Raw genomic sequence first — 12957 nt, forward strand, 5'->3', positions numbered from 1 at the left:
CGAGGTCTGGGCGTTCACGCCGCGACCTCGACCGAATCCAGCGCGGTGATCACCACCGACTCGCAGTCGTACACCTTCTGCAACTGCAGGCGCAGCGTCTCCGGTGGCCGGGCGCTGTCCACGTCCAGTTGCAGATGCCAGCGGCCGGCATCGTCCGGCGCGCAGGCGCCCTGGATGGCGCAGGGGCGGAAGCCGCGCCGCTCGGTCATGCCGAGCACGCGCACCAATGCGCCTTCGGCCGGCGTCAGCACCAGATCAAGCCGGTAACGCATGCGATGTCTCCTTGGCCGCGTGTGCGGGATTGCTGTCCAACATGGTGCTGTTGGCGTTGTTGGGCGGCACCAGCGGCCACACGTTGGCGCGCGCGTCGATGGCCACATGCAGCAGGCCGGGGCCGGGTTGCGCCAGCAGTTCGGCCAGCGCCGCGTCCACGTCGCCGCGCGCGACGATGCGCTTGGCCGGGATGCCGAAGACCTGCGCCAATGCTGCAAAATCCGGGTTGTCGGACAGATCGATTTCGCTGTAGCGCTCGGCAAAGAACAGTTCCTGCCACTGCCGCACCATGCCCAGCGAACTGTTGTCCAGCAGCACGATCTTCACCGGCAGCTTGCAGCGCGCGATCGTCACCAGCTCCTGCACGTTCATCATGAAACTGCCGTCGCCGGAGACCAGCACCACGGTGCGGTCCGGGCAGGCGAACTGCGCGCCCATCGCCGCCGGCAGGCCGAAGCCCATCGTGCCGAGCGCGCCGCTGGTGAGGTGATTGCGCGGATCGTTGAAGCGGCAATGCTGGGCCACCCACATCTGATGCTGACCCACGTCGCAGGCGATGATGGTGTCGGCCGGGGCCACTTCGCTCAGGCGTTTGAGCAGCGCCGGCGCGTAGATATCGGTGCCGGGCGCGTCGTAACGCGCGCCGAATTTTTCGCGGTTGGCAAAGCAGCGCGTGCGCCATGCCTGGCAATTGCCACGTGCCGCGCTCAATGCCTTCAGACTGACCGCCACATCGCCGGGCACAGCGATGTCGGCCGTGCGCAGCTTGGAGATTTCATACGCATCGGCATCCAGGTGGATGACGCGCGCAAATGGTGCGAACTCGCTCAACTTGCCGGTGGCACGGTCGTCGAAGCGCGCGCCGACCACCACCAACAGATCGCATTCCTGGATCGCCATATTGGCCGCACGGGTGCCATGCATGCCCAGCATGCCCAGATAATCCGGATGCGCATGCGGCAACGCGCCCAGGCCGCGCAAGGTCAGCGCGGCGGGAATGCCGGTGGCTTCGACAAAGCGCCGGAACGCCTCCACCGCACCGGCCAAGGCGATGCCGCCGCCGCCGTACACCACCGGGCGTTCGGCACTGGCGATGGCCGCCAGGGCTTCGGCCAATTTCGTATCTTCCGGGGCCGGGGGCGGCAACACCGCCGCCGGCACGTGATCGGGCAGATGGGACGCGTCGGCAATCTGCACGTCCTTGGGCAGGTCGATCAGCACCGGCCCGGGACGCCCCTCGCGCGCGATACGGAACGCTTCGCGCACCATGCCCGGAAGATCCTCCACGCGCCGCACCAGAAAGCTGTGCTTGACGATCGGCATGGTCATGCCGAACACGTCCAGTTCCTGGAACGCATCGGTGCCCAGCAGGGGCGTGGCGACCTGGCCGGTCAGGCACACCATCGGGACCGAGTCGAGCATCGCATCGGCGATGCCGGTGACCAGATTGGACGCGCCCGGGCCGGACGTGGCCACGCACACGCCGACCCGGCCGCTGGCACGGGCGTAGCCGTTGGCGGCCAGGGCGGCGCCCTGTTCGTGACGGACCAGGATGTGCTTGAGCCTGGAATCCACCAGGGCGTCGTAGAACGGCATGATGGTGCCGCCCGGATAACCGAACAGCGTTTCCACGCCTTCTGCTTCCAGGGCCTGCGTCAGCCAGCGCGCGCCGTTGCGGGGCGTGCTGTGTGCGGAGGTGTTCATGCGTTGCGGACCTTCGGTGTTAGCGGTGGGGGTGCGGCGGCATTACGCCGCTTGTTGATTCGCGGGTGCGGCGGCGGCTTGCTGCTGCCCGTTGAGCCACACCATCTTGGCGCGCAGCTTCTTGCCCACTGCCTCGATCGGGTGCTCCAGATCGGCCTGCTTGAACTTGGTGTAGTTCGGCAGGCCGGCTTCGTATTCGGCCACCCAGTTCTTGGTGAAGGTGCCGTTCTGGATGTCGGTCAGCACGTCCTTCATGCGCGCCTTGGTGCTGGCGTCGATCACGCGCGGGCCGCTGACATAGTCGCCGTATTGCGCCGTTTCGGACACGAATTCCAGCATGCGGGTGATGCCACCTTCGTAAAACAGGTCCACGATCAACTTCAGTTCGTGCAGTACTTCGTAATACGCGATTTCCGGCTGATAGCCGGCTTCCACCAGCACTTCGAAACCGGCCTGCACCAGCGACGAGGCGCCGCCGCACAGCACGGCCTGTTCGCCGAACAGATCGGTTTCGGTCTCTTCCTTGAAGGTGGTCTTGATGATGTTGGCGCGTGCGCCGCCCAGGCCGCCTGCATAGGTCAGCGCGAACTGCTCGGCCTTGCCGCTGGTGTCCTGGTAGACCGCATAGATGCACGGCACGCCGCGGCCGATCTCATATTCGCGACGCACCAATGCGCCCGGGCCCTTCGGCGCGACCAGCACCACGTCCAGATCGGCGCGTGGGGTGATCATGTCGAAGTGTACGTTCAGGCCATGCGCGAACAGCAGGCAGGCGCCTTGCTTCATGTTCGGGGCGATGACCTCTTCGTAGAGCTTCTTCTGCACCATGTCCGGGGTCAGGATCGCGACCAGGTCGGCGCTCTTCACCGCCTCGGCCGGCGCCACCACGGTGAAGCCGTCGGCCTGGGCCTTGGATTCGGTCGGGCCACCGGCACGCAGGCCGACGGTGACGTCGAAGCCGGAATCGCGCAGGTTCAGCGCATGCGCGCGGCCCTGGCTGCCGTAGCCGATGATCGCGATTTTCGGTTGGGTGTCGTTGCTCATGGAGTAGTCCTTGCGGGGTTAGCAGTGGGAAAAGAATCAGCAGGCAGCGTCAGAGGCTGGCCGGCCGAGCAAAGCGGGGATGGACGACGGCACCGGCCACGCAGGCTTCACCAGCGCCGTGGTCGGCGCGGGTGGGGCAGAGGGTGGCGATGTCGGTGTTGTCGTTCATGTCATTCGAAACTTTTGGTGGTCCCTGAAACGCGAAACCCCGCGCCGTTGCCGGTGCGGGGTCTGATCGAAGCCTTGTGTGTCTGTTGCCTACACGAAGTCCCGTCCCGCACCGGTTGGCGAGGTAATAAGTACGAGCACGAGAAGCGACGCTGCCGACGCGCCGATGGGCGCGGACACTGGGGCGTTCGAGGTGGTGTGGCGGTGCGACATGTGACTGAGATAACCATCGCGGCAGGTGGGGTGTCAACCCTTGCGCATGAAACGGCCGCATCAATCGGCGCTGTGTCGCGAGAAACCGCGTGGCAGCAGCATGGTTGCTGTTGAAACCGGATCGCTGCAGGCCAGCGTTTGACGATACGGGTCACCCAATGCGCGGCATTTGTGCTGACAGGCAGTGCTCACCGAGCGACGCGGCCCGACCCCGCTGGTATGGTTGGCGACTCACATGTGGTGTCCGGGGATCTTCCGTCATGCGTCGCGTACCTGTGCTGTTGATATCTGCCTTGGCGCTGCTCGCGCCGCCCCTCAGTGCCGCCGACCGGATCACCGGGCAGCCGTTCGCCACCCGCTCGGAAGTCATCGCCCCGCATGCGATGGCAGCGACCTCGCAGCCGTTGGCCACCCAGATCGCGCTGGATGTGATGAAGGACGGCGGCTCGGCGGTGGACGCGGCGATTGCCGCCAATGCCGCGCTGGGCCTGATGGAGCCGACCGGCAACGGCGTCGGTGGGGATCTGTTCGCGATCGTCTGGGATCCCAAGACCAGCAAGCTCTACGGCTACAACGGCTCGGGCCGTTCACCCAGGTCGCTGACCCTGGCCGAGTTCCAGCGCCGTGGGTTGAAGGACATTCCGCCGACCGGCCCGTTGCCGGTCTCGGTGCCGGGCGCGGTGGATGGCTGGTTCGCGCTGCACGAGCGCTTCGGGCGCAAGCCGATGGCGCAGAACCTGGCCCCGGCGATCCGCTATGCCCGCGAGGGCCATCCGGTGGCCGAGACCATCGCCTATTACTGGGACCGCTCGGTGCCGCGCCTGTCGCAGTACCCCGGCTTCAAGGAGCAGTTCACCATCGACGGCCACGCACCGCGCAAGGGCGAGCTGTGGAAGAACCCGAACCTGGCCAACACCCTGCAGCAGATCGCCGACGGTGGCCGCGATGCGTTCTACAAGGGCGACATCGCCCGCACCATCGGCGCCTATTTCAAGGCCAATGGCGGCTACCTGAGTTACGAGGACCTGGCCAGCCACACGGGCGAGTGGGTGGAGCCGGTGTCCACCAACTACCGTGGCGTTGATGTCTGGGAGTTGCCGCCCAACAGCCAGGGCATCGCCGCACTGCAGATGCTCAATATTCTGGAGGGTTACGACTTCTCCAAGATCCCGTTCGGCTCGGCCGAGCACGTGCACCTGTTCACCGAAGCCAAGAAGCTGGCCTTCGCCGACCGCGCGCACTTCTATGCCGACCCGGCGTTCCAGCCGGCACCGCTGGCCAGGTTGATCTCCAAGGACTACGCCGCGCAGCGTCGCGCGCTGATCTCCATGGACAAGGCGCTCAAGGAGGCACAGCCGGGCACGCCCAAGCAACTGGAAGAGGGCGACACCATCTACATGACCGTGGCCGATGCCGACGGCATGATGGTGTCGTTGATCCAGTCCAACTACCGCGGCATGGGCAGCGGCATGGCTCCGCCGGGGCTGGGCTTCATCCTGCAGGACCGTGGCGAGATGTTCGTGCTGAAGAAAGATCATCCCAACGGCTACGCGCCGGGCAAGCGGCCGTTCCAGACCATCATTCCCGCCTTCGTCACCAAGGACGGCAAGCCGTGGCTGAGCTTCGGGGTGATGGGCGGGGCGATGCAGCCGCAGGGGCACGTGCAGATCGTGATGAACCTGGTGGACTTCCATATGAATCTGCAGGAAGCCGGCGATGCGCCGCGCATTCAGCATGAAGGCTCCACCGAGCCAACCGGCCAGGCCACTGCGATGAGTGACGGCGGCGAGGTCAACCTGGAAACCGGCTTCTCCTACGACACCATTCGCGCGCTGATGCGCAAAGGCCATCGGGTGATCTTTGCCGATGGCCCGTATGGCGGGTATCAGGCGATCGCGCGCGACCCGGCCAGCGGGGTGTATTACGGCGCCTCGGAAAGCCGCAAGGACGGGCAGGCCGCCGGTTACTGAGCAAGCGTTTGCGGGTGCGTGGCGTCGCTCAATTGCAGCCGCGGCGCGCCGCTAATGATCGTGATGGATTAGGAATTCCCATGAGCTCGATGCAACAGCCCGATCCGCCGTCGCAAACGCACGCGGCGCGGCTCCCCGATGCACCGGTCGCGCTGCTGCGGCTATCGGCCGAGGCCTGCGTGGTGGCCTGCAATCGCGCCGGCCTGGACGTCCTGGGCAAGACTGCCGGCGAGCTGCAAGGCGCGCCGGCGTCGGTGGTGTGGGGATTGAGTGCAGCCGATCTGGTCGGCGAAGACGGCGTATGGGCCGCCCCCGGCGACGACCCGGCCCGGCGCGTGCGTTATGTGCGCGACCGCGAGCACGGTGGCTGGATGTTGTCGCTGCCGCATGTGGAAACCGCGATCCTGCTGCGCGAAGCCACCCGTCTGGCCGAAGACAGCCGACCGGTGCCGATCTCGCCGCTGCTGCAGCCGTTGGTGACACGCCTGCAGGCCGAACACGAGGACCGCACCGTGCTGGAGCGCATTGCCCAGGCGCTGGCCGGCTGCGAACTGGAACTGTTGCTGCCGCCCGGTCTGGCGGAGACCGACATGGGGCGCCGGCTGCAGGCCGGCTTTGGCAATCTGGCCGAGGCGATCCGGCAGGCAGTGGCGTTGTCGGTGCAGATCGCCGCCGAAGTGCCGCCGCTGGTGGCCGGGAACGACGAGATGGTGCGTCAGTCGCAGGCGCAGACCGACGCGCTGGATGGCGCACGCACTGCGGTGGAGCGGCTTGCTTCGAGCCTGCAGGACGTCAATGCCGATCTGGCACAGGTGATCGCGCTGGCCGCCAGTGCCGACGAAAGCGCACGTCAGGGTGTCGCCGCCGCGCAAGCGCTGGGCCAGGCCATGCACGAAGTGGAACGTCGCGCGGCGCGTGCCGGCGAGGTCATCGAAGTCATCGACTCGGTGGCGTTCCAGACCAATATCCTGTCGATCAACGCCAGCATCGAAGCCGCGCATGCCGGCGATGCCGGGCGCGGCTTTGCGGTGGTCGCCACCGAGATCCGCCGCCTGGCCGAACGCGCGGCAGCGGCAGCGCGCGACGTGCGCGCGATCCTGGCCGAAACCAGCGCCGCGGTGGGCGAGGGCGCTGCCTCTGCGCGCGGCACCGAAGCGGTGCTCGATGGCATCACCCGCGTGCTCGGCCAGGCCAGCAGCGCGATGACCACGGTGGCCGTGCGTATCCAGGCGCAGGACGGCGAGATTCGCGGCATCGAACGTGCCGTCGATGGCGTGGTGGCGCTGGGGCGCAGCAACCTGCAGCATGCCGCGCATGTGGCCGAACGTAGCGAGGCGCTGGAGCGCGGCACCGAAACGCTGCGCGACTGCGTGGGCCTGTTCCGTCTGCCGGCCGACCCGCTGGCAGTGCCCCGCCACGCGCGCGTCAAGGAGCTCGCCGTAGCGACCGCCGCTCGTATCGGCACTGCCCTGGCGCAGGCCATCGCACGCGGCCAGATCGATGAAGCGGCGCTGTTCGCACGCAGCTACACACCGATTGCCGGCGTGGAGCCCGCCAAGTTCAGCACCGACTTCGATGCGCTTTGCGACGAGGTGTTACCTGCCTTGCAGGAGCCGCTGCTGGATGCGCATCCCTGGATCGTGTTCGCCATCTGCGCCAATCCCGACGGCTATGTGCCCACGCACAATCTGCGCTTCACCCAGCCGCTGACCGGCGATCCCAAGCGCGATCTGGTCGGTAACCGCACCAAACGCAAGTTCACCGACCGCGTCGGCCGTAGCGTGGGCGCGCACACCGATCCGTATCGCCTGCAGGTCTACCGCCGCGACACCGGCCAGATCATGTTCGACCTGTCGGCGCCGATCTACGTCGGTCGCAGGCACTGGGGCGGTTTGCGGGTGGGCTACACGCTTGAATGACGCGATCGCGTGCGTGCACGCTCCCAAAAAAAAGCCGCCGAAGATAGGCGGCAGGGAGAGAGAGCAGGTTTCTTGTTGTAGTGACTGCAGGCTAGCGGTGTGATGTGCCGTGCAAATGTCCCTGCATGGCGCCGCTGGCGTGCTGCGTGCCAGACGGCCGGTTGCGTGTCAGCCCTGGCACATGCACAACGACCTCCCGAAGGAGGTCGTTGTGACCACCGGCGTATCCAGACAGCGGACCGGCGACGCAGGGGGCGCGATCAGAAGCGCTGGGTGTACTGCAGGTAGCTGTAGCGTCCGGGGATGGCATAGGCCGAATCGAACGAGTTGGCAGAGGCGCTGAGCGCCACCGGCGGGTCGCGGTCGAAGACATTGTTCAAACCCACACGCACGGTCGCATTCCACGGCAGCTGGTAAGACACCTGCATATCGTTGAACGCAGTCGCCGCGACGTGGCGATAGCTGCCGGTGTCGTCCAGCTCGGAGTCGTAGTCCTTCATGCCCGAGTAGTAACGCACGGCCCAGTTGGCGGCCAGGTTGCCGTAGCTCCAGTCCAGGGTGAGCGTGCCGCGCGTGCGCCAGTTCGGGTTGTCGGTGTGGTAGATGCCGTTGTAGCTCTCCCACGCCGAATTGTCGTCCTGCTTCTGCTCGTTGACGGCCACGTAGGTCGAATCCAGCGTCAGCATGAACTGGCCGATCGCGGTCTGCGGGAGCTTGTAACGCGCGGTGAAATCGTAGCCTTGCATGCGTTGCCCGCCGACGTTCACCGGCTGGATCACCAGGCCGGTAATGGCGCCGGTGGCATCGCGCGTGACCAGGTCGCAGAACGCCGAGACATTGAACTGGTAACACTGCGACAGGATCTGGTTGGCGCTGAATTCGGTGATGGCGTCGGTGATCTTGATCTTCCACCAGTCCAGCGACACGTCCAGGCCTTGCACCGAGGCGGGGCTGTAGACGAAACCGAGCGTGGCGTTCTTGGACTTTTCCGGCTGCAGGTTGGCGTTGCTGGTGTAGGTGAACGGATAGATGGTCTGGCCGGAGTTGCCGCTGGCGCTGTTGTACTCGGCCACATAACTGGCCGGCACGCCGCCGGCCGCGCATGCCGCAGCAATCGCGCCGGTGTAGGAGGTGCTGTTGGTCGAGCAGGGATCGGAATAAGTGTCGAAGCTGTCCGATGCGCCCAGGTACAGGTTTTCGATCGATGGCGCGCGGAAGCCGGTGGCGTAGTTGCCCCGGATCAACAGATCGGCGACCGGCTTCCACTTGAAGCCGAATTTGCTGTTGGTGGTGCTGCCGAAGGTGTTGTAGTCCGAATAACGCACGGCTGCGCTCAATTCCAGCAATTGCGCGCCGGCCACATCCTTCAGCAGCGGAATCGCCACTTCGGTGTAGTAGTCGTTGAGCGTGTACGAGCCGGAGGTCGGGGTGAACGAATTGCCCGAGGTGTAACCGGCCGAAATCAAGGCGTCCGGCGAGGAGAAGCCGCTTTCCTCGCGATGCTCGACACCGGCGGCAAAGCTCATCCAGCCGGCGGGAAGCTCGAACAGATCGCCGGTGAGGTTGGCGGTGAAACTGCTGTTCTTGTACTGATAGGTGTTGTGCGCGGTGAACAGGATGTAGTCCAGCATTTCCTGGGTCACGCCACCGGCCGGCGACAAGGGATTGAACGGCACGCAGCCGGCAATGACTGCGCCACCGCTGTCCAGGCACGACAGGGTGCCATTGACGATGGCGGATGCACCGAGCGCGTTACCCAGGTTGAGCAGGTTGACATCGCCGTACTGGGTTTCGGTCTGGTCGGTCTGATTGTGCGCAAAGCCCACATCCCAACTGAACTGCCTGTCCGCAAACTGGAAGTCGCCTTCCAGCCCGGTATACACGTGGGAGGTCTTGACGTCCTGCTGGTAGGTGCGCGCGAATTCGGTCAACCGATGCGACCAACCTACATCGCGCCCGTCGCCGCCGTAGGCGCTGTTGTACGGGTTGTAGTAGCTGTCGCCGCTCATCAGGATGCCGGTGTTGACCGAGGCCAGCGGAAAGCCGGCCAGCTGCTGCGACGATTGGCGGCGGTTGTAGAGTCCATCGAACTTGAAGCGCACGTTGTCGGTGAGTGCGTAGTTGCCTTGCACGTACAAGGCGTCGCGCTTCTGCGGCGTGACCAGGTAGTTGTCCTTGGCGTAGTTGTAGCCGTAGTCGGAGGTATTGAAGGCGGTGTACTGGTCCAGGCCGTAGCGCGGATAATTGCTGTCGCCGCTGGCCGTTGCGCTGCCGGGCAACACGGTCCAGGCACCGCTGTTGCCATCTGCACGCAGACGGCCGCTTGCCGAGTAGCTGCTATACGCCGACGACCCTGCGCCATACACCGGCTCGGCCGAGATCGCGCGGTCGCCTGCCATCACCGCATCTTCGGTGACGCTGGACAGCCCGATCACCAGATTGCCGCGCTCGCTGGTGGCGCCCACGGTGGCATCGAACGAAGTGCGCTGACCGTCGCCCTGGCCGTACTGACCGACGTAGGCGTTGACTTCGGCACCATCGAAATCGGTACGGGTGATGATGTTGACCACACCGGCGATGGCATCGGAGCCATAGATCGACGAGGCGCCGTCCTTGAGCACTTCCACGCGCTCGACGATGGCCGACGGAATGGTATTGAGATCCACCGAGCCGGACAGACCCGATACCCAGCGCCGTCCGTTGACCAGCACCAGGGTGCGCGAGGCGCCCAGATTGCGCAGGCTCACCGTGGCCGAGCCGTCGCCGCCGTTGTTGACGGTGGAGTTCATCGTCGCGCCGTTGGAAGGGATGCGCTTGAGCACGTCGGCCACCGAGGTCAGGCCCTGCTTTTCGATGTCCTGGCGCGTGAGCACCAGCACCGGTTGCGAATTTTCCACATCGACCGAGCGGATGCGCGAGCCGGTGACTTCGATCTTGTCCAGATTGGTCGGACTCTTGTCGGCCTGTTCCTGGGCAACGGCACTGGTGGTGACGCACAGGCCGATGGCGATCGCGAGCGAGCCCCGACGCAGGGTCGGGTGAGACGTGGGCATAGTCATGTGTACGGCGATTCCCGTTAGAGGAGGAGCGACAGCGCGATCCCCGTTGAATGGCACCTGCACGCGTGTGTTTCATCGGCACGACACGCAGGCTTAGCGGGAATTTAACGAGCGGGTTTCGCCACCGTTTTTCGCCGATCGGCGCCTTGTTGCGGTGCGGCGCGCGCAGTGCGTGGGCGCGCCATGTAGTGCCGGAGTAACGCTGCGCGTGTGCGGTGCCGACCTGGGATGCCATGCGTGGACACATGTCGTTGTCGAACGCGACCACACTGCCGTGCTCACCGCCAGGCGGGCGCGACCGCTGCCCGGAACGGCATGCGCCACTGGCGCACCGCGGTGCCGAGTGCGTTGCCGACAGCTGGCGACATTTTTTAGCCGCGCAGGGTGCGATGTGGTTTAATCGCCGCCGAAGTGGGGGTACCGCAGTGCGCTGCGGTTGAGATAGTCCCTTCGAACCTGATCCGGCTGATACCGGCGTAGGGAAGCTTCGTTAGATGCGATGGTCCGTGCCTGCACGGGCGCATCGCCATTGAGCGCCGCCGCTTCGTCCGCCTGCGAATCCTTCGCAGAACCAGCGCCGTGGGTGCTGGTTTTCCAGCACACAGGACGAACGCCATGAATGCCGCGCCTACCGTTTTGCAGCAACAAGCCCAGTCGCTGTCCGAGGCTGTGACCCAGCCGATTCCAGGCTCCCGCAAGATCTTCGTGCAGGGCTCACGCGCCGATCTGCAGGTGCCGATGCGCGAGATCGCATTGACCCGCACACCAACCCTGTTCGGTGGCGAAGACAATGCGCCGCTCAGTGTCTACGACACCTCCGGGCCGTATACCGACCCGCATGCCGCGATCGATCTTGCCGCCGGTCTGGCGCCGCTGCGCGCGCGCTGGATTGCCGAGCGCGACGACACCGTGGCGCTGGACGGCCTGAGTTCCAGCTTCGGCCGCGGCCGCGAGCACGATACGCGCCTGGATGCGGTGCGTTTTCCTGCACGGCGCCTGCCACGCGTGGCGCGCGACGGTGCCAACGTCACCCAGATGCATTACGCACGGCGCGGCATCGTCACTCCGGAAATGGAGTTCGTGGCGATCCGAGAAAACCAGCGCCTGGAAGCGGTGGCTGACGCGATGCTGCGCAAGCAGCATCCCGGCGAGGCCTTCGGTGCCGCGATCCAGCAACGCATCACGCCGGAATTCGTGCGTGACGAAATCGCCCGCGGTCGCGCGATCCTGCCCAACAACATCAACCACCCGGAAAGCGAACCGATGATCATCGGTCGCAACTTCCTGACCAAGATCAACGCCAATATCGGCAACAGCGCGGTGTCGTCCGGCATTGCAGAAGAGGTCGAAAAGCTGGTGTGGTCGATCCGCTGGGGCGGCGACACGGTGATGGACCTGTCCACCGGCAAGCACATCCACGAAACGCGCGAGTGGATCATCCGCAACTCGCCGGTGCCGATCGGCACGGTGCCGATCTATCAGGCGCTGGAAAAGGTCGACGGGCGCGCGGAAGAGCTGACCTGGGAGATCTTCCGCGACACCTTGATCGAACAGGCCGAGCAGGGCGTGGACTACTTCACCATCCATGCCGGTGTGCTGCTGCGCTACGTGCCGCTGACTGCCAAACGGGTCACCGGCATCGTCTCGCGCGGCGGGTCGATCCTGGCCAAGTGGTGCCTGGCCCATCACAAGGAAAACTTTCTCTACACGCACTTCGAAGACATCTGCCAGATCATGAGGGCCTATGACGTGGCGTTCTCGCTGGGCGATGGCTTGCGCCCGGGCTGCATTGCCGATGCCAACGACGCAGCGCAGTTCGGCGAGCTGGAAACGCTGGGCGAGCTAACCAGGACCGCCTGGAAGCACGATGTGCAGACCATGATCGAAGGCCCGGGACATGTGCCGATGCAGCTGATCAAGGAAAACATGGACAAGCAGCTGCGCGAATGCGGCGAGGCGCCGTTCTACACGTTGGGGCCGCTGACCACCGACATCGCACCCGGCTACGACCACATCACCAGCGCGATCGGTGCGGCGATGATCGGCTGGTTCGGCACCGCGATGCTGTGCTATGTCACGCCCAAGGAACATCTGGGCCTGCCCAACCGGCAGGACGTGCGCGACGGCATCATGGCCTACAAGATCGCCGCGCATGCCGCGGACCTGGCCAAGGGGCATCCCGGTGCGCAGGTGCGCGACAACGCCTTGAGCAAGGCGCGTTTCGAATTCCGTTGGGACGACCAGTTCCATCTCGGACTGGATCCGGAAAAAGCCAAGGAGTTCCATGACGAAACCCTGCCCAAGGAAGCGCACAAACTGGCGCACTTCTGCTCGATGTGTGGGCCGCATTTTTGCTCGATGAAGATCACCCAGGACGTGCGCGATTACGCGGCCGAGCACGGCATGGGCGAGGCGCATGCCTTGTCGGCGGGAATGGAAGAAAAGTCGGCGCAGTTTCTGGCACAAGGTGCGCAGGTGTATCGCGCCACGTGACAAGCAGCGTCGTCGTTGCATTGCAGCAGACCGACTGGTTGCTTAAGAAAAATTCAGCTTCGACTTATGCAGATCGCAGCGTGGTACGCAAGTGCCGCACTGCGACTGCATTGC

The 12957-nt window shown here is 65.2% G+C and carries 7 protein-coding genes and 1 riboswitch; of the genes, 3 read left to right on the forward strand and 4 right to left on the reverse strand.

Annotated elements, in window-relative coordinates; translation table 11 throughout:
- Positions 1–14: 14 nt before the first annotated feature.
- From XaplCFBP3123_RS14405 to ilvC, 3 genes are read right to left on the reverse strand one after another with little or no spacing between them, the layout of a single operon-like run.
- Complete coding sequence (locus tag XaplCFBP3123_RS14405; RefSeq protein WP_104534670.1) at positions 15–272, reverse strand: ACT domain-containing protein; 258 nt, start codon at positions 270–272, stop codon at positions 15–17.
- Positions 256–1977 (reverse strand): acetolactate synthase 2 catalytic subunit, encoded by a 1722-nt coding sequence (gene ilvG / locus XaplCFBP3123_RS14410; protein ID WP_104534671.1) that lies wholly within the window; start codon positions 1975–1977, stop codon positions 256–258. Before ilvG ends, XaplCFBP3123_RS14405 begins: the two co-directional genes overlap by 17 nt.
- 42 nt (positions 1978–2019) lie before the next feature.
- Positions 2020–3021, reverse strand: coding sequence for a ketol-acid reductoisomerase (gene ilvC, locus XaplCFBP3123_RS14415; RefSeq protein WP_104534672.1), 1002 nt, complete (start codon positions 3019–3021; stop codon positions 2020–2022).
- A 641-nt stretch (positions 3022–3662) separates the two neighbouring features.
- On the opposite strand from ilvC, the gene ggt reads away from it, so the two are divergent.
- Positions 3663–5372 carry a gamma-glutamyltransferase gene (gene ggt / locus XaplCFBP3123_RS14420; protein ID WP_104534673.1) on the forward strand — a complete coding sequence of 570 codons (1710 nt, stop codon included), beginning with the start codon at positions 3663–3665 and terminating at the stop codon, positions 5370–5372.
- A gap of 80 nt (positions 5373–5452) precedes the next feature.
- Positions 5453–7291, forward strand: a complete 1839-nt coding sequence (locus XaplCFBP3123_RS14425) for a methyl-accepting chemotaxis protein (RefSeq protein ID WP_172453277.1) — start codon at positions 5453–5455, stop codon at positions 7289–7291.
- A 260-nt stretch (positions 7292–7551) separates the two neighbouring features.
- On the opposite strand, the gene XaplCFBP3123_RS14430 is transcribed toward XaplCFBP3123_RS14425, so the two are convergent.
- Positions 7552–10323 carry a TonB-dependent receptor gene (locus XaplCFBP3123_RS14430; protein WP_104534810.1) on the reverse strand — a complete coding sequence of 924 codons (2772 nt, stop codon included), beginning with the start codon at positions 10321–10323 and terminating at the stop codon, positions 7552–7554.
- Between the two features lie 430 nt (positions 10324–10753).
- Positions 10754–10851: riboswitch (TPP riboswitch) on the forward strand.
- A gap of 114 nt (positions 10852–10965) precedes the next feature.
- On the opposite strand from XaplCFBP3123_RS14430, the gene thiC reads away from it, so the two are divergent.
- Entirely contained in the window at positions 10966–12843 is a 1878-nt protein-coding gene (thiC, locus tag XaplCFBP3123_RS14440) for a phosphomethylpyrimidine synthase ThiC (RefSeq protein ID WP_104534675.1), read from the forward strand.
- Positions 12844–12957: the final 114 nt, after the last annotated feature.

It is taken from the genome of Xanthomonas arboricola pv. populi (genome assembly GCF_002939945.1).
Taxonomy (GTDB): Bacteria; Pseudomonadota; Gammaproteobacteria; order Xanthomonadales; family Xanthomonadaceae; genus Xanthomonas; species Xanthomonas arboricola_A.